The organism is Chryseobacterium sp. SIMBA_038, from assembly GCF_046535115.1.
Lineage (GTDB): Bacteria > Bacteroidota > Bacteroidia > Flavobacteriales > Weeksellaceae > Chryseobacterium.
Map to the genome: position 1 here is coordinate 245,434 of NZ_JAWRXH010000004.1, position 19,410 is coordinate 264,843.

13 protein-coding genes are annotated in these 19,410 nt (G+C 33.6%); 4 read left to right on the forward strand and 9 right to left on the reverse strand.

Annotated elements, in window-relative coordinates; translation table 11 throughout:
• Positions 1–589: 589 nt before the first annotated feature.
• The 8 genes from recG to SB689_RS14885 form a co-directional block, all read right to left on the reverse strand.
• Positions 590–2,674, reverse strand: a complete 2,085-nt coding sequence (gene recG / locus SB689_RS14850; RefSeq protein ID WP_410692885.1) for an ATP-dependent DNA helicase RecG — start codon at positions 2,672–2,674, stop codon at positions 590–592.
• A gap of 73 nt (positions 2,675–2,747) precedes the next feature.
• A complete protein-coding gene (locus SB689_RS14855) occupies positions 2,748–3,281 on the reverse strand; it encodes a thioredoxin family protein (protein ID WP_066751721.1) in 534 nt (177 codons plus the stop codon).
• A gap of 44 nt (positions 3,282–3,325) precedes the next feature.
• Positions 3,326–4,837: a peptide MFS transporter gene (locus SB689_RS14860; RefSeq protein ID WP_410692917.1), complete on the reverse strand. Its 1,512-nt coding sequence runs from the start codon at positions 4,835–4,837 to the stop codon at positions 3,326–3,328.
• Between the two features lie 155 nt (positions 4,838–4,992).
• The gene (locus SB689_RS14865; RefSeq protein ID WP_410692886.1) at positions 4,993–6,747 is read right to left on the reverse strand and encodes a peptide MFS transporter; all 1,755 of its coding nucleotides are present in this window, start codon (positions 6,745–6,747) and stop codon (positions 4,993–4,995) included.
• Positions 6,748–6,880: 133 nt separating this feature from the next.
• Positions 6,881–8,536 carry a peptide MFS transporter gene (locus SB689_RS14870; protein WP_410692887.1) on the reverse strand — a complete coding sequence of 552 codons (1,656 nt, stop codon included), beginning with the start codon at positions 8,534–8,536 and terminating at the stop codon, positions 6,881–6,883.
• Between the two features lie 151 nt (positions 8,537–8,687).
• Positions 8,688–10,817 (reverse strand): S9 family peptidase, encoded by a 2,130-nt coding sequence (locus SB689_RS14875; RefSeq protein WP_410692888.1) that lies wholly within the window; start codon positions 10,815–10,817, stop codon positions 8,688–8,690.
• A 132-nt stretch (positions 10,818–10,949) separates the two neighbouring features.
• A complete protein-coding gene (locus SB689_RS14880) occupies positions 10,950–12,338 on the reverse strand; it encodes a hypothetical protein (protein ID WP_410692889.1) in 1,389 nt (462 codons plus the stop codon).
• Between the two features lie 4 nt (positions 12,339–12,342).
• Positions 12,343–13,524, reverse strand: coding sequence for a hypothetical protein (locus tag SB689_RS14885; protein ID WP_410692890.1), 1,182 nt, complete (start codon positions 13,522–13,524; stop codon positions 12,343–12,345).
• Positions 13,525–13,739: 215 nt separating this feature from the next.
• Here SB689_RS14885 and SB689_RS14890 point away from each other — a divergent pair, with 215 nt between their 5' ends.
• Positions 13,740–14,213 (forward strand): hypothetical protein, encoded by a 474-nt coding sequence (locus SB689_RS14890; RefSeq protein ID WP_410692891.1) that lies wholly within the window; start codon positions 13,740–13,742, stop codon positions 14,211–14,213.
• Positions 14,214–14,223: 10 nt separating this feature from the next.
• Positions 14,224–14,409 carry a DUF6496 domain-containing protein gene (locus tag SB689_RS14895; RefSeq protein WP_410692892.1) on the forward strand — a complete coding sequence of 62 codons (186 nt, stop codon included), beginning with the start codon at positions 14,224–14,226 and terminating at the stop codon, positions 14,407–14,409.
• Positions 14,410–14,468: 59 nt separating this feature from the next.
• Here SB689_RS14895 and glgP read toward each other — a convergent pair whose 3' ends face one another.
• The gene (gene glgP / locus SB689_RS14900) at positions 14,469–16,133 is read right to left on the reverse strand and encodes an alpha-glucan family phosphorylase (protein ID WP_410692893.1); all 1,665 of its coding nucleotides are present in this window, start codon (positions 16,131–16,133) and stop codon (positions 14,469–14,471) included.
• A 203-nt stretch (positions 16,134–16,336) separates the two neighbouring features.
• On the opposite strand from glgP, the gene SB689_RS14905 reads away from it, so the two are divergent.
• Both SB689_RS14905 and SB689_RS14910 read left to right on the forward strand, forming a co-directional pair.
• Positions 16,337–17,134: a hypothetical protein gene (locus tag SB689_RS14905; protein ID WP_410692894.1), complete on the forward strand. Its 798-nt coding sequence runs from the start codon at positions 16,337–16,339 to the stop codon at positions 17,132–17,134.
• Positions 17,135–17,293: 159 nt separating this feature from the next.
• Positions 17,294–19,399, forward strand: coding sequence for a T9SS type B sorting domain-containing protein (locus SB689_RS14910; RefSeq protein WP_410692895.1), 2,106 nt, complete (start codon positions 17,294–17,296; stop codon positions 19,397–19,399).
• Positions 19,400–19,410: the final 11 nt, after the last annotated feature.

Here is a 19,410-nt window from a genome sequence, read left to right on the forward strand (position 1 = left end):
TTAAAATTAATTTAATCGTATTTATTGCATAATATTCACACAAAGGTGAAAATTTTGTAACGAATAATTAAAATAATATAAAACCTTTTCCGTAGTATATCATCACTTTTGTAAAAGCAATTTTTAACACAATGTTTAGATATAAAAAACATTAAATGAATGAAATAATTGTTTCATCAAGAAACTAAATTATATAAATCACAATGTTAGTTAAAACAAAATGGGTTATATGAATTTCCAATTTTAGAAGCGAAGAAGATCTTTAAAAAAACGGTACAATCATGAAAACTCAAGAGTAGTTAAAGGAAAATATATTCGTTTCATTTAAAAAAAATCCTTTAACGAAAAACGGTTAGTTTTTATAATAAACAAGTTGGAAACATAATTCATTTTGTTTTTTTCAATTTATTTTAATAGTTATAACTAAAAAATTACTTCAGGTAATAAGTATAAATATTTTCACACCAAATCACAAGATATTAAGTTATAACTATTAAAATATTTTATTAAAAACGGTACAAAATAATTTCTTCAAAATAACAGTTTTATAAGGGGGAACCGCGTTAAGAAAAGTCTTTTCGCGGTTTTTTTATGAAATTTTACTCCATTTATTTTTGCCTTTGTAATATCTCACATAGTAGTTTTTGATCACGAGATTTTCAGGGCTTGCTAACATTGGATCGGCTTCCAGAATTTTTTCTACCGTCTTTTTTGTGGCTTTTATAATCGCAGAATCGTTTACCAGATCCAGTCTTTTAAAATCTATGACACCGCTTTGTTGGGTTCCCAGAATATCTCCGGGACCGCGAAGTTGCATATCTACTTCTGAAATTTTAAAGCCGTCATTAGTCTCCGTCATCGTTTTGATGCGGGTTCTGCTTTCTTTGGATAGCTTGTCGGAAGTCATCAGAATACAATAACTCTGTTCGGCGCCACGGCCAACACGACCTCTCAGCTGATGAAGCTGTGATAAACCAAATCTTTCTGAGCTTTCAATCACCATTACCGAAGCATTCGGAACATTCACACCAACTTCAATTACGGTCGTTGCAACCATTATTTCTGCTTCTCCTGATGCGAAATAATTCATGGCAGCATCTTTTTCAGCAGGTTTCATTTTACCATGAAGCATGGAGACTTTGTAGTCCGGAAAAGAATTCATCACATGATCAAGACCTTCCATCAGATTTTTATAATCCAGCGTTTCCGATTCTTCAATTAACGGATACACAAAATAAACCTGTCTACCTTTTTTGATCTCATCTCTGCAGAAATTATACACAAAAGTCCTGTCTTTTTCACGTCTGTGGGCTGTAATGATGGGCTTTCTACCAACAGGCATTTCATCAATCACAGAAACATCAAGATCAGAGTAAAAACTCATCGCCAGCGTCCTTGGAATAGGAGTAGCAGTCATCACCAAAATATGGGGAGGAATTTTATTTTTAGCCCAAAGCTTAGCTCTCTGAGCAACACCAAATCGATGTTGTTCATCAATAATTGCTAAACCAAGATTTTTAAATTTAACCTTATCTTCTAAAACAGCATGAGTTCCTATTAAAATAGAAAGTTCACCATTTTCTAATTCTTCATGAATAATTTTCCGTTCAGAAGCTTTGGAAGAACCTGTTAAAATACGAACGGTGATATTTGTTTCTGCCAATAGCTCTCTGATGCCGTTAAAATGCTGTTGAGCCAGAATTTCAGTCGGAGCCATCAAACAACTTTGAAAACCATTATCCATCGCTATCAGCATGGTTAATAAAGCTACCATTGTTTTTCCAGAGCCTACATCTCCTTGCAAAAGCCTGTTCATCTGGATTGGCTTTTTCATGTCTAAACGAATCTCCTTTAATACTCTTTTTTGAGCATTGGTGAGTTCAAACGGAAGATTATTGGCATAAAAATCAGTAAAATGGGCTCCAACTACAGGAAATGGATTTCCATGAGATTGGGTTTTATGATGAAGTTTTTTTAATCCAAATCCTAATTGAAAAAAGAAAGATTCTTCAAACTTTAATCTATTATTTGCTTTCTCAAAATGATCCAGATCTTTCGGAAAATGAATATTTAAATACGTATGCTGTCTGGACATAAATTTAAACGAGTTCATCATGTAATCCGGAAGATTTTCCTGTATCAGATTAGGAATTTCTTTGCAGATATTTCTTAAAACCGTCTGAAAGAATTTTTGATGCAACCCTCTTTTCGTTAGCTTTTCTGAACTTGGATAAATCGGTCTTAAACGATTGTCATTTTCCTTTCTTTCGTCAATTTCAATTTCCGGATGCGGCATTGAAAATTGATTATTGAAAACATTAATTTTACCAAAAATATAGATCTCACGATTGATAGGAAGCTGTTCCACCATCCATTTCGAATACTGAAACCAAACCAAATCCATCATTCCCGTATCATCATTGAATTTTGCAGACAATCTTTTTACTTTTCCTGTCTGGATTTCCTGAACACTGGTAATTTTTCCTTTTAACTGAATTTCAATACTGCTTTCCTCAAGGTTGGCAATTTTATATACTTTGTTTTTATCAATATAACGGGTCGGGTAGAAGGTAAGAAAATCTTCCACGGTAGAAATTCCCAACACATTTTTAATGAGTTTGGCTTTTTCAGGACCGATTCCTTTTACGTATTCGATGGATGTTTCTAAAGTCATTTAAAAGAAGCAACGAATTTCGTGAAAATTTAGAAATTAAAAAAGCTTTCAATATTTGAAAGCTTTAAATTTTTTAATCTTTTATTTTAGATTTAAATTTCTTCTGATAATCTTCCCATTGTTGTCTGGTTCGGATTTTCTTATATAAATCTTTTGAAATTAATTCTAAATAAGGTTCCAGTTCTTTTGCGGATAATTCTCCCTGCAGAATGGTGATCGGGCCACCTTTCTCATCCAGAAAAACAGTGCTTGGAACAGCTGATACATTCATGTATTGAGTGAATTCATGTAAAGAATTTCTTCCTTTTTTCTGCTCTGTATTAGGATTTGAAAATGTTCTGTCAAAAATTTCAACAGAATTTTTTTCCTCGGCATTAAACTTTACAGGATAGTAATTTTGGTTTAAAATATCAGCAATTACTTGGTGTCCGTATGTATTTTTATCCATTATCTTACATGGAGCGCACCAATCTGCATAAAAATCGACCAATATTTTTTTTGGATTTTCTTTTTGAGCTTTTAAAGCCTCTTCAATAGTCATCCATTTTACCTGAGCAAAGCTGAAACTTACTATAAATAGGAGGAATATGCTTATAATTTTCTTCATAATTTGGTATTTAAATAATAAAAATAAGCATAATTTCCTTATTTCTATTTTACTTCCTGCATTAATTTTTTAACGAATGGAGAGATCAAAATTAATACAACTCCGGCAATTATAGCGTATAATCCTAATTGTTTATATCCATCAGTGTAAGTGATTAAAGCATCATAGTTGGTAGAGCCTTCTTTTGCTGTCGCCAAGCCTGCTCCAATGATTCCTGCAACATATTGTCCGTAAGCTGATGCTAAAAACCACATTCCCATCATCATTCCCTGAAGGTTTTTTGTGGAAAGTTTGGTCATGATTGATAATCCGATGGGAGAAAGACAAAGCTCACCCAAAGTAATTACTAATAAAGCTATAGTAAAGAAGTTCAATGAAGTAATTCCCTGTAAATTAGCAAAGAATTTCGTTGCAAATAATACGTAATAACCAAGTCCAAGAAAAATAAATCCAAGTCCAAATTTAATGATCGTGTTGGGTTCTATTTTTCTCTTATTCAACCAAATCCAAAGCAAACCGATGATCGGAGCCAAGAAAATGATAAAAAATGCACCTCCGGAATTATTAACACCATTCGGGTCTAATCCTAAAAGATCTTTATTTAAATTTTTAGCCGCGAAAATACTTAATGAACCTCCACTTTGTTCGTAAATTCCCCAGAATAAGATTGAAAACAAGATAAAAACCAAGGCCGCCAAAAGTTTTTTACGTTCTGCAACGGTTACTTTTGTCATTTCATAGAAAAGATAAATCAACGTAAGTGGTCCGATTGTGTACATAAAATAGTCTGTATACTGCGTCTTTGCAACCATTACCATAATAATCGGAACGAAGATTAATGATAAAACATAAACTCCATACTCCTGCCATTTTGGAATTGGGGCAGATTTTATTTCATTATCTGGATGTCCTGGCTGAAGCCCGATGGTTCCTAAACTTCTCTGGGTAAAAACAAAGTTGATCAAACTGATTACCATTACAATAGCAGCTAGTCCAAATGCTACATTCCATCTCATTGTTTCAGAAATAACATTTCCTAAGATTTCTCCTTTTCCTATAGCAATACATAAATATCCTCCAAGCAAAGCTCCAAGGTTAATTCCTGCATAGAAAAGAGAAAAACCCGCATCAGCTCTTGAGTCATTGGGTTTGTAAAGCTGACCAACCATTGATGAAATATTCGGTTTAAAGAAACCTGTTCCTACAACGGTAAACGCAATTCCAAGGAAAAAGAATTTGTGTGGATCTGTTGCCAAAATTAAACTTCCAACAATCATTAATAATCCACCCCAAAACAAAGATTTTCGGAATCCCAATATTTTATCGGCAAATAAACCACCAATAAATGTGAAAGCGTAAACAAATGCTTGCGTCGCACCGTATTGAAGATTGGCTTCTTTTTCGTGGAAATTAAGTTGTGAGATCATGAAGAATACCAACATTCCGCGCATTCCGTAGAAACAAAAACGTTCCCACATTTCAGAGAAAAATAAGCTCCATATTTGTTTTGGATATTTTCCTTTGAAATCTTGTATTTCATCTAAAGTTAAGCTCATAATTGTATATGATAAGTTTGTATTTAAGTTTGCTTTCAAATAATTCTAATTTGTGACGCAATGCGTCACAAATTAGAATTATTTGATAAAGAACACACGAAAATAAAAAAAACCTCCGACTTAGCAGAGGTTTTAATTATATTTTATTGATGCGGTTAGTTTACACCGTGCATCATTTTCTTTAAGATTGGTGAAATTAAAGCCAAAATTACAGCAGCAATACCACACAATACAACGAATACCATGAAGAATTCGAATAAGTTGTGGATTTCAACTCCTACAAAAGTTGGGTTTGCCAAAGGTAATTGAGCTTTTTCAAACGCAGCCACCTGATCAGCATTTAATGTCACTTTTTTATCTAGAACATCTTGAAGATTTACTCCGATTTCCTGTGCTTTAGAGAATTTATCACCAGTTGCAGGGATCAATGCTCCTAATGAACCTGCCAATGCATAACCAGCAGCATTAGAAATAAAGAATACACCATATAATAAAGATGCGAATCTTTTTGGAGCCAATTTACCTACTAAAGATAAACCGATTGGAGATAAACAAAGTTCACCACAAGTTTGGATGAAATATAAAAGCATTAACCATTTGATAGCTAATAATCCTGAGTTTCCAAGATCTTTTACATTATGTGCGATAATGAAATAACTTAAAGCAATTAAAGCAAGACCCATTGCCTGTTTCATTGGAGAAACCGGTTCTTTTCCTTTTGCTCTTAATTTATCCCAACATAAACTAAAAGGAACTGCCAATAATACAACGAAAATACCGTTGAAAATCTGAACCATTGACGGTGGCATATTCCATCCGAAGATGCTTCTGTCAGTTTGGTTATCTGCGATAAATGTTAATGAAGATCCTGCCTGCTCGAAAGCTGCCCAGAAGAAAATAATAAAGAATGAAACGATATAAATTACCCAAATTCTTTGTCTTTCTATCTTGTTTTCAGCAGAACTCATAATTAAGAATGCCAAAGCAATACCTGCAGCATAAATGAAAGGATAAATAATTCCTTTGATTAATTGCCCCATTTCCACAGCTTTAAACCCAAATTCACCAACAAGTAAATATCTGAAAACGAAGAATAAAACAACGAAAATACCTCCAGTGATTCCTAATGATGCTCCAGTGAATTTTGCTGTCTGAGTTTCACCTTCTTCAAAATCTTCACTTGTATTATTTTTTGGTAATCCACCGATAGGTCTTCCTTCCGGTGTTACTACGTATTTGTTTTTAAGGATAAAGAATGTTATTGTTCCAACTACCATTGCAATTGAAGCAGCTAAGAATCCCCATTTAAAAGCAAAAATATCTCTTACTCCCGTTGTAGCATCTTTTACGTCTCCTACGTAAGGACAAATGAACTGTCCAAGGAACGCTCCAATGTTGATTCCCATGTAGAAAATCGTGAAAGCAGAGTCTAGTTTTGATTTTTCCTGTTTAGGATAAAGACTTCCTACCATTGAGGAAATGTTCGGTTTGAAGAATCCGTTACCAAAAATAATAACGAACAATGCCAGCCACATAATTGTTTTCGCACTTCCTAAATCTGCGGAAAAACTTGAGGCACTGATGAATAATAAAAACTGACCAATTGCCATTAAAGATCCACCAATAAGGATAGCATTTCTATTTCCGATATATTTATCAGCAATAAAACCTCCTAAAAGCGGAGTAAGATAACATAAAGCTAAAAATCCACCATAAATGATTGCCGCATCAGCTTCTTTTATTAATAGGGAATTTACCATGAAAAGCGTCAAAAGCGCTCTCATTCCATAAAAGTTGAAACGCTCCCACATTTCGGTTCCGAAAAGTACCCATAATCCTTTTGGGTGTCTGGAACCTTTTCTTTCTACAAATTCATCCGGTTTAGGACTTAATGCTTCAGTATTATCCATTTTTATTGTTAATTTTTGTTAAGACTGACAAATATAGTTTTTTTTGTGTTTTCAGCAAGGTTTTAATTTTATATTTAAAGAAAAAAGCTGCAGAACAGGTCTACAGCTTTGATATTCTTTATGAAGATAAGGATTAATGCCCTTTTTCTTTCATGATTTTGTTTAATCTTTTCAGCATTGATAAGCCTAAAAGTGTGGCAAATATCAACAAAGCGAAATTAACTAAGAAATAATTCGCTTTGTTATCATAGTTGTACCACGTACTTGCTAAAATTCCTGATAGTTTGTTTCCTACTGAATTGGCAAGGAAGAAACCTCCCATCATTAATGCTGTTAATCTTGCAGGAGATAATTTAGAAACAAAAGATAATCCCATCGGTGAAAGACAAAGTTCTCCGATTGTAATCACTCCATATCCGGCAACTAGCCACAATGCTGATACTTTTATGGCTCCGTTTTCTCCGGCCATCACTGCCAATACCATGACGAGACAAGATAATGCCGAAATAAATAATCCCAAAACAATTTTTGTTGGTGTTAAAGGTTCTTTTCCTTTTCGTCTTAATAAAGCCCAGAATCCTACGACAACAGGCGTCAATGCAATTACCCAAAATGGATTGATGGATTGAAACAGTTCTGTATTGTATAAGTAAACTTCATTTGGACCAGTTCCTCCCAAAGCTTTGCGGTCTAAATCTGAAATATTATTAAAGTAAATATCTTTTCCAACTTCTTTAAGTGGTTTCCCGTCTTTATCTTTTTGAGATTGATACTGATCATTATATACAGGAACTTCTTTATCTTCATAGCTTTTTCGTTCAACCATATAAATATCCTCTAAAGGTTTTTCCATTGAAGCAGGAACACTTCGATCGGTATAATAATTAGCCCATCTCGTTAAAGCTGTTCCATTTTGTTTGAAAACTGCCCAAAAGAACATACTGATCATAAATACAGATAAAAGGGCACCGATAGAGGCTTTTTCTGCAGGTTTAGCTTTAAAGTAAAGTGAAGCATAAAAGTAAATAACAGGAATACATGCGAAAATAAAGGCATCCGTACTGTCGCTTCCAAAGATATTTCCAGGAATAAACCATCCGATCACCCCTGCAATAATTGCGGGAAGAAAGACTTTAAGCAAAATTTCAGAAAGCTTGGTATCGCCTTCCTGTACAGGCTTCATTTGAGCCGCGTGAATGTAATGTTTTCTACCGATGGTAAAAATGACCATTCCGATTAACATTCCAACTCCAGCGGTGATGAATGCTTCACCCCAACCGAATTTATTTCTCATGAAAGCCGCAATAATGTTGCAAATAAACGCTCCAATATTAATTCCCATGTAGAAAATGTTGTATCCAGAGTCTTTATTGGCTTTATAAGGTTCTTCGGAGTATAAATTTCCTAATAATGTAGAAATTGTAGGTTTAAAAAAACCATTTCCGATAATAATTAAAGCTAAAGATCCGTAAAACAAAGGAAGTTCTTTAAAAACTCCCATCCCAATATATCCGGCTGCCATTAAAATTCCACCCAAATAAATAGATTTTATATATCCTAAAACTCTATCCGCCAAAAAACCTCCGATGAAAGGAGTCAAATAAGTCAAAGCGATGTAAGTTCCGAAAATATCGTCTGCGGTTTTGTCGGGAAGTCCGAGTCCGCCCTTCATTCCGGTAGGTTCAATAACATAAAGCACAAAAATTCCGAGAATTAAATAGTACCCGAAACGTTCCCACATTTCAGTAAAGAAGAGGAAAGGCAACCCTTTAGGATGTTTAGTCTTCATAGTTGATAAATTTCAATTTTCCCAAAAATAGCTTTTTAATTTTAATTGATAAAATAAATAATGTTTTACGAAAACGATTTATGAAATGAATATAAAAAAATCCCTCTCAAAAAATTGAAAAGGATTGCGTTTTAGATATATTTATTGATCTTTATAAATTCTCCAAGATAAAATCAGTCATTTTCTGATACAATTGTGGTCTAGTTTGTCCACCAAAAATTCCGTGGTTTTTGTCTGGATAAGCCATGAAATCAAACTGTTTTTTGTTTTGAATCAAAGCTTCTGAGAATTCCATAGAATTTTGAAAATGTACGTTATCATCAGCTGTTCCGTGGATCAATAAGAATTTTCCTTTTAATAAATTAGCATATTCAGTAGGAGAGTTTTTATCGTAACCATCAGCATTTTCCTGAGGTGTTCTCATGAATCTTTCCGTGTAAACTGAATCATAATATCTCCAGTTTGTAACCGGCGCAACCGCTATTCCCATTTTGAAAACATCAGCTCCTTTAGTCATTGCCAAACTCGTCATATAACCTCCGAAACTCCATCCGAACATTCCGATTCTTGATTTATCGATGTAAGATTGGTTACCGAACCATTTTGCAGCTGTAATTTGATCTTCAATTTCATATTTACCTAAATTCATGTAAGTTACCTTCTTGAATTTAGCACCTTTGAAACCTGTTCCACGTCCGTCAACACAAGCTATAACATAACCTTTTTGTGCCAACATTTCAAACCACATTGCATTTCCATTGTCCCAAGAATTAGCAACCTGTTGAGAACCTGGACCCGAATATTGGAACATAAATAATGGATATTTTTTGTTTTTATCAAAGTTTTTAGGCTTAATAATCCATGCATTCATCTGATCGCCGGCTTCGTTTGGAATCGTAATGAATTCTTTTTCAACAAAATTATCAGACTTTAATTTTTGAAGCTGATCATTATTGTTTTGAAGTTCTTTTATCGTTTTACCATTTCCGTCTTTTAAAACAAAAGTGTTAGGTTTTGATGCTGTAGAAGATGTTTCAATGAAATAATTATAATTTTTACTGAAATTTGCAGAATTATTTCCGTCTGTGTTTGAAATCAACTGAGTTTTTCCGTTCTCAATATTTACTTTAGAAACCACTTTATTAATGCTTCCTTTTTCTGTGGTCTGAACGTAGATTTCTTTTGATTTTGGATTAAACCCATAATAATCAGTTACCTCCCAATTACCTTTTGTAACTTGTTTTTTAAGTTTTCCGTCTTTGTCATACCAATATAAATGACGGTTTCCATCTCTTTCAGAACCCCAAAGGAAAGAATTATCCTCTAAGAATTCTAATGTCGGACTGTCTGTATCGATCCATTTTTCGTCAGTTTCTGTGAATAATTTTTGAACTGCTCCTGTTTTTGTATTCACTTTTAAAACATCAGAAGCATTTTGAACTCTTTCAGAAGTAATTAAAACAATTTCGTCAGGTTTTGCCGTCTGAATAACGTTTGGAATATAATAATGCTTATAATTATCTAAATTAACTTTTGTTTTTTTACCATCACTTAACTGATAAATATGAGCCGAAACAACAGAGTTTTTTTCTCCCGCTTTTGGATATTTGTAACGCATTTCCTGCGGATACAAAGATTTTCCATAGATTGGAATATAGATTTCCGGAACTTCGGTTTCGTCTAATTTAACGAAAAGAATGGCATCAGAATTTTTTGTCCATTCATACAATCTCGCATGTCCGAATTCTTCTTCATAAACCCAGTCTGCAAGACCGTTTAATATTTTATTTTTAACGCCGTGTTCAGTTATCTGTGTGATTTTATCTGAACTTAAATCCTGATAAAATAAATTATTATCAACAATAAAAGCTACTTTGGTCGCATCAGGAGAAAATCTTGGTTCCTGAATAGGTTTTCCGTTATTTAAGCTGACAACTTTCCCAGATTTTAAATCTTTTACATCAAATACTCCTAAAAAAGAATGTCTGTAAATCGGCTGACTCTGCTTTAATAAAAGGATTTTAGACTCATCATCAGAAAATTCATAGCTTTCGAATTGTCCGTCAACAATGTTGCCTTCTTTTTGAGAAGTTTTGTAAGAGTATTTTGCAATTCCACCTTGTTCGATAACTAAATAATTTTCACCGTTTTTCATGGAAGTGATTCCGGCAATGCCTTTTCCACGGTAATAACCTGAATATATTTTATCTAAAGTGATTTCCTGAGCGGATAAACTTTGAAATACAGCAGCAACTGTAAGCGTTAGTAAGAATTTTTTCATTTCTAATTTTAAAAGAATTCAAATATATAAAATATTTAAATCTTACAGATGAAGTTTAGGATTTGGTGAATTATTTAAAACAAAAAAGTTGACATTTCTGCCAACTTTTCATTTATTTATCAATAAAAATTATTAATTCTGCCAGCCATAAAGACTTTGAGTAAGCAATTTATTGTCGCCTACTTTTCTCAGGAAAATCACACGGTCAGACTGCGGAATATATTTAACAGAAGTTAAAATAGGTTGCCCATACTTTGCCTCAGTGCTTGTATATCTGTTCTGAAATTCAACAAATTTACTTTTATCCGTGAAATCACTTCCTACTTTATAAGGTGTGAAACCATAGCTGTCCGTGAAGAAATAGTTGATATTATCTTTTGTAAAGAATCCTATATCTCCTCTTTTTTCAGTTGAAGTTGTACTTGCAGTTCCATCAGATTTTACAGTAAACCATTTACCCGGACCGTAAGAATAAATAGGATCAGGGAAACGATTAGAAGGTGTTGACGGTGGTAACGTTTTATTTACATTAAAGCCGTATAAAAGTGCTTTTCCGTCTACAACCTGAACCAAAGGAACATCTACTCCAGACATATTAGTATTTGATCTGAAATCAGAAACCTCACTCATCGTAATGTTTCCGTTCTGAAGATTGATGAACGCCATATCTCCAAAATTACTCTGGTTGATTCTTACTCCCGTAAAATATCCGAAAGAAACCAAATAATCCTGATCATTAATAGAAACCGGAGTTAATGTTTTTAGAATTAATTTCTCTTTTAAAGCAATATCCTGCTCGCCTTGAGCCGAAACGTAAACCAATTTAGAAGATTCTTTCCAACCGGTTGATTTTCTTAGAATTAAAACTCTTCCTGAATTGGTAACTGCCGCATCAGATTCAAAATATTCAGTGTCTAAAGTGATCTCTTTATCCCATTTTTTTGAAAGGGTAGAAAGGTCGATCACAATATTATCGATAGTGTTTGCTGTTTTTTTAGATACAGATCTGTCGTTTACAATAGCAACATATTTTCCGTTTTCTGAGAATCTAAGGAAAGTTGTTCCTTGTTTCATTCCGCCTTCTGTGAAAAGTTTTCCAACGCTTGTTGTAGTAAAATTTCCGTCTTTTCTGTTGAAAACATGTTGAAAAATCTCTTTTCTGTTGATCTTGGTTTCAATTTCTTCCGTATAAATCACAAATTGATCTTTGCTGACCTCAATTGAACCTAAATAATTATGCAAAACACCATTGGTTTTATTTGCATAATCTTTAGTATAAGTATCGATTAAGTTTCCGTTTTGATCCAGTTTTCTCATTAAGATTTTTTTGTGAGGATATGAGCTGTAACCGTCTTCGTTAATATCACTGAAAACGTATTGATTATAGTCGTCACAAAGAACTAATTTGATGTCTTTTTCGTATTTTGAATTGAATTCGAAAGCATCACCGTAAACGAATTTCTTTTGCCCGAAAACCAGAGAACTGATTACGGTCAGAGAAAGGATTAAAGTTTTTTTCATGGAATTAGTTATAGATTTTTAGTTCAAGAGCTTTCAGTTCGTTGTTTTGATCCCAAGATAATTTAAGGTCAACAAGATGCTCCTGCATTTCATTTAAATATTTTTCAGCTTCAGCTTTGTTTCCTAATGCAATATTTAAACGAATTAAATTCATATAAATATAAGTTGCAATTTTACCGTTGAATATTGCTTTTTTATCGTTGTAATCAATTTTTAATAAAGTACTTTTCCAGATCTCAACACCTTTGTTTAGGTTTTCAAAAGCAGCTTTGTTTGGAGCGTAATCCGGTTTTGCCTGCATTTTTTTAAGATTGGTTGTTACGTAGATGTATGCTTTATCTAAATTGTCATAATCTCCTTTATTTTTTACGTTCTCCAATTTTACCGTTGAAATAATTTTTGAATACGCAAAATTCTCAGCTAAGATGTCATTAATTCTATTGATTACTTTTTGAAGATAATTTTTTTCATGAACACTTAAATTAATTTCGTTTGTTGGACTTGATGCAATTTCTTCAAAATCAGAGAATAATGTTTTATCGATTTTTACAACACCGTTTTGCTTTACAACCAATTTTGTAGGTTGATTTGCAAAAGATTTTCCTGCGTTATCCTGAAAGTTTGTTCTTTCCATGTTTACAGAAATTTCGATGTAATTTCCGCCTCTTGAAAAACCATCAATATTGATTTGTGAAGCAAGAACTTTGTTGTCAACAATCAAAGCATTTCTTAAATCAGGTTCAGTGTAAACAGGTTTTTGTGGTACATTCAGTTGCGGACGAGAAGGAATTCTCAAAACCGGCGGCTGGGCATTCATTGCAATTTTTTCAACAGTTTTCAGTTTGCCATATTCTGCGGATTCGATTTTGTATTTTTCCTGAAGTTTTTTTACTTCAAGATCGTACTCTTTTAGCCTTTCTTCGTGCTGAAGTTTTGCATCTGTAACGCTTTGGTCATAATTATCAACACTTTTTTGGAAATTAGCCTTAGCATCTGCCACCACATTTTCTTTTGTGATGTTGTAAGGTGAATTTACGACTACCGAGAAGTTTCTGTTCTGAGCTTCTATGGCATTTGTAGGTTCTTTTAATATTTGAAAAGAAATGTTTTCTGAATCAATTCTTTGAGCCTTACCCAATACGGCTGTTAGTGATAGAAAAATAGAAAAAATAAAATTTAATTTCATATCGTCAAAATTTTAGTCTGCAAATTTAATTGTTTAAATGAATATTTTTAATTTAATTAATTAATTTTTAAAGATATAGAATTAATGGTTGAAAATTCACAGTTTATATTCAGTTCAAGAATCTTCTGAAATATTTACTAAATATTAGTAAAATAGGTTCTGTTTGGCAAAAAAATTGAATGTATCATTATATCAATCAATTTAAAATAATAATTATGGAAACGAATGCATACGATCAGAAACTTAACCGTTATGTTTTGAGTGATCAAATTGTATACACAGGTTTTTCAAGCTTTAAAGATGCTGAAGACTGTGCGCAAAAAAAAGGAGGAACTTTGGTAGAAGTAGCTTTTAAAGATGGAAATGATAATCCTCAAATTACAGATGAAGCCGGACTTATCGAGAAAAAACTTCATTTTTATGTGTATGCTGGTGAAGAATATAAATTTATCCACTCTTCCGATCCCGGATTTAGAAAATATGCCGACGAATTACAAAAAATAAAGGCTAGTAATGATAAAACGAGCCCCGACGAAAGATATTTTGCCAATTTTGAAATTGAAAATACAGAAGATCCGATCATTGTGATTAAAAATGATCATTTAGAATCGGTGACTTCAAGAGAGCGCTCAAAGTATTTGAAGCATGCTGATGTTTATGAATTAGGAGTTACGTTACCAAAATCTTAAAAATAGGATCATGAGCAAAACAAAATATTCAGATAAAGCTCAGGACAAAGTAGGAAAAGTAATGCACGAATTCAAGGAAGGAAAACTGAAATCTTCTTCCGGAGAAAAAGTGACGGACAGAAAACAGGCGATTGCCATCGGTATTTCTGAAGCCAAAGAGCAAGGTTTAAAAATACCTAAAAAGAAAAAAGATTAATACAAATAAAAATTCCGTGAAGATTTTTCACGGAATTTTTTATGGTTTAAAAATAAATTTTATCCTTTGTAATTGTAAAGGTTTTTATAATATTCATCAGCCATTCGATCGCTATTGAACTGATCTTTAACATCATTCATGGAGTTGTGCTGAATTTTTCTCCATTTATTATGACTGTCGTAATATGTTGGAAGTATTTCATTTTCAAGGATTTCATATAATTTATTCAAATCATAATTATCCTGTTCATAAATACTCATTTTTTCATAATCACATTTTGGAACTACGAACGAGTTTTCTCCGTGTTTCGCGAATTCTGGGATCCAGCCATCGTCTGTTGAAAGGTTTACAGAACCGTTCATTGATGCCGTCATTCCTGACGTTCCTGATGCTTCTCTAGGAACTCTAGGGTTATTTAACCAAAGATCAGAACCTTGTTTTAAAGATTTACTCAATGAAAGTTCATAATCTGTAAGAACCGCCATATTTTTATGATTTTTACTTTCTTCAACCAGCGTGTTGAAAGTAGAAATTGCGGAATAATCCATCGGATAAGGCTTTCCAGCCCAGATAATTTGTACAGGATATTTTGGATTATTTAATAATTTATAAAACCTGTCTTTATCGTGTAAAAGTAAGTCAGCACGTTTGTAACCTGCAAATCTTCTCGCCCAAACGATTGTGAAAATATTTGGATTAAATAAATTTCCCGTTTGGTCTGCAACGATTTTGAAAAGCCTCTTTTTTAAATGTTTTTTACGGTAATCAAATACAATTTCGTTATTTTCATCTTTAGAATTATATAACGGTTTGTCCGACCAGTATTTGAATTCCTGAGCGTTGGTGATCGAAGTTATTTCACAAATTCCAGGATATTTGCTCCACATTGCTCTGGAAACGACTCCATGAAGTTGGGAAACTCCGTTGGCAACTTTCGCCATTTTCAAAGCACAAAGCGAATGGTTGAAACGGTCATCGTCAAAGCCTTCAATACTTTTAACTTCTTCCATGCTGAAACCTGAAAAATAGGACATATCGTAACATAATTTCATATTATGTTTCTCATTCCCGGCTTCTTCAGGCGTGTGAGTCGTGAAAACTAATTTCTCTTTCACTTTATTCAGATCTCCTTTATATTTTTTCAATAAATGGAAAGCTGCAGGAAGTCCGTGAGCTTCGTTAAGATGGTAAGTGTCTCTTTCAAGATTCATTTCATCTAATAATTTTGCACCACCTTTTCCTAATAAAATGTATTGCGCAAGCTTTGTAGACTCGTTAGCGTCATATAATCTATGTGAAATAGTTTTAGAAATGTGGTCATTTTCAGGAACATCCGTTGAAAGGAAAAACATCGGTGCCGTGTTGAAAGTTTCAGGATCTAAATACCAAACCTTTACCCAAACAGGCGCACTGTGAATTTCAATTTGAAATTTTATTCCCGTATCTTCAAGGAAACTGTACATTTTTTTTGTCCAGGTCGGCTGTAAAGTTTGATCATGATTTCTCGCCTGATCATAATATCCGAATTTCCAGAGAATCCCGATCCCAATAAGGTCTTGCTTTAAATTATAAGCACTTCTCATGTGAGAACCAGCCAAGAAACCCAAACCTCCTGAATATATTTTTAAGACCTGCTCAAGGGCAAATTCCATTGAGAAATAGGCGACTTTTTTAGAATATTGAGGATTAATACCAAACGGCATTTTAAAATTTTTAAAATCCATACATCAATGTTTTTTTTGTAATCGAAAAACAAATGTATCGATTATGAAAATAAACTCTACATTAATTATATAATAAATTATTTTTAAAAGCATCTTCTGAACAGTTTTTTTGCTTACCTTTAAGTGTAAGAAATTGATAATCAAAAACTTTATTAGTGAAATTGTAGCGGATATTTGTTGTTTAACATAATAAAAAAGAAGTCATGAAAAAGGTATTTTCCGATGAAGATCTGATCAAAAATCTGAGTTTATACTACCTGAATCGACATTTGAAAAAAAAGCCGATGGAGAAGTATCACCGTACGATAGATGAGTCTCCGCTTCATGACCGCGAAAAATATAAGAAGAAAGCCGAGATCTTGCTCCTTAATTCTTTCATGCACCATTTTCCTGAAGTTAAATTTGAAGATCTTACCTGCGAAAGCCCTGACTTTATCGCAAAATTCAACGACAAAAAAATCGGAATAGAATTAACCGAAGTCATCAACCATTTGGAAATGAAGAAGGTGGAAAGTAATCTTAACAAGATGTTCCGTCAGGCAGAAATATTATTAGAACAAGAAGACACTACGAAATATCGTGGTGTTTATTTTTTAGGATTTCACCCGAATATTAAGTTTGAACGTCTGGAAGAACAGGAGGAAAATATTTTGAATATTTATAAAAGTATTAAAAAAGGAAAACCTTTTGGCTGTGTAAAAAGTATCAGAAAATCTTTTCATCGCAGAAATGTTTTCATCACTCATGAGTATAACATGAATTTGTTTGATGAGCTTTGTTCCGAGAAAATTTTAGAATTGATAGAAAAGAAAAACGAAAAATTTCCTTACTACGATACTTCTGTGGACGAATGTTGGCTGGTAATTGTTTCTGATATGAATTCTATTGCTTCCCGATATACTTTTATTCAGGATAAAGAACATTTGAATGAAGTAAAAAGTCCTTTCCATAAGATCTTTCATCTTGAAAACCTTTGCGGAAATATTACGAGTATAAAATAATCATTGTTGTTTTCTTTTTAAATCTTGAATAATTTTTAATTTTTCACATTTAAATGTATTATTTTTTTTGAATATTGTTATTATTGATTGAAAAAATGTTTATATTTGATATCCACTGTCTTACGAACACTTAAATTAATAACCATTGAAAAAAAATATATGAAAAAAACTCTACTATTTCTTCTCTTATTTATTTCACAGACCTTTTTTTCACAAGCAGATTGTACATCTGCATTGTCGGTTTGTGGAAACTCGAGTATCACCTATTCTCCTTTGGGAATTGGCGCCGTCAATGAAAGTTTGGGAGGATGTTTAACGACAGGTGAACATAATTCGATTTGGTACAAATTCACGATTGCTACAGGAGGAACGCTTACTTTTGATCTAGTTCCGAATGATCCTGCAGCAGATTACGATTGGGCAGTTTATGGTCCAAACGTTACCTGCGGAAGTTTGGGTTCACCAATTCGTTGTAATGCAGCAACCGTAATCGGAGTCGGAGCATCTACAGGATTGAATATGACAAGCACGCTTACCAATGCTGCAGGAGGTTCATTAACACCTTATTGCAAATATTTGGATGTTCTGCCGGGACAGACTTATTATTTATATATTGATAACTGGGTTGATGGGATTAATCCTACGATGGCTCCATTTTCTTTAACTTGGGGAGGAACGGCTACTTTAGCTTCACCATTTACAGATCCTACGATACAGCCTCATCCGTTTGTAGCTCCGGGACTGCCTGCCGCAAACCCAGCAGATCCGAGAGAGGTTGTTGTATGTAATAATCCTGCGATTTTTGATTTCACGACTTTATCAGCGGGAATTCTTAATAATAACCCGAATTTCCTGATCAGTTATCATACTACACAAAATAATGCACTTTCGGGGACAAATCCTATTTTAACGCCAATTACGGTTAATACAACGACTACTTATTATTACAGTATTCATTATTTGGATCCTGCGAATCCTACAAATCCTATCAATTCCTGTCGACAGGTTGGTGCATTCAAATTTAAGATGGGAAATATTACGGGAACGAATGTTAATTTATTTGCCTGTAATAATAACAATGCGGGGTTAGGAACATTTAATCTTACAACAGCGGCCGTTTTTGGAGATCCCACCGCGACTAAGAAATATTATCCTACACTCACTGACCTTAATGCAGGAACCAATGAAATCCTGAATTTTACGGCTTATGTTGCCGCAGAAGGTACAGTATATGTAAAAATAACGTCTCAATTTGGATGTATCGCAACAGCGGTGATCACATTGAAATTTTTCCCGGTAGTTGTGGTAAATGATGCAACGCTGAGATCTTGTTTTATAGAAACCAATCCTTCAACAGGATTATTTAACCTTACCAATGCTTCGGTTACAACACAGGGAGGAATTACCAAAAAATATTATCCATCTTTAACTGATGCATTGAACGGTACAAATGAAATTCCTGCCACACTAGCAGCTGCATATATCGCTCCGAGTGGCGTTGTTTATATAAAAGTAACGAACGGGAACGGTTGTTTTGCCATTGCTAAAGTTACTTTAATCGTAATAGCTCCGGTCTATTCTACAGTTTTAAAAGATAAAATAATCTGTATGGAAGATAAAACAACATTGGATGCCGGACCTGGATTCAGTTCTTATCAATGGAGTACGGGCGCTACGACTCAATCTATTAATAATGTTGGAGTTGGAACCTATTGGGTTAAGCTAAAAACAGGTGACTGTATCACAACTCAAACGGTAAAAGTGTATGCTTCTGAACAGCCTGTAATTTCCAGTGTTGATATTTCAACAACTACAGTTACGATTTCCGTAATGGGCGGAACTGCTCCATACAAATATTCAATAGACAATATCACTTGGCAGGATTCTAACATTTTTACGAATGTTCCGAGAGGTGATAATATGATTTATGTAAAAGATGCTTATGATTGCGAACCGATTAATATTACGATTGTTGTTCCGAATCTTATCAATGTCATCACACCAAACGGCGACGGAATAAATGATGTGATTGATTATTCCGCATTGGCAGCAAAACAAAATCTGGTCTTCAATATTTTCGACAGATATGGATCTAAAATTTTCCAGGCGGATAAATTTAACGGCTATAAATGGAACGGAACTACGAATGGCGGAATGAAAGTTCCTACAGGAAATTACTGGTATTCTGTTTCGTGGAATGAAAAAGATAAAAAGAATACCCTATTCAAATATACAGGATGGGTAATGGTTAAAAACCGAGAATAATTAAATCATCA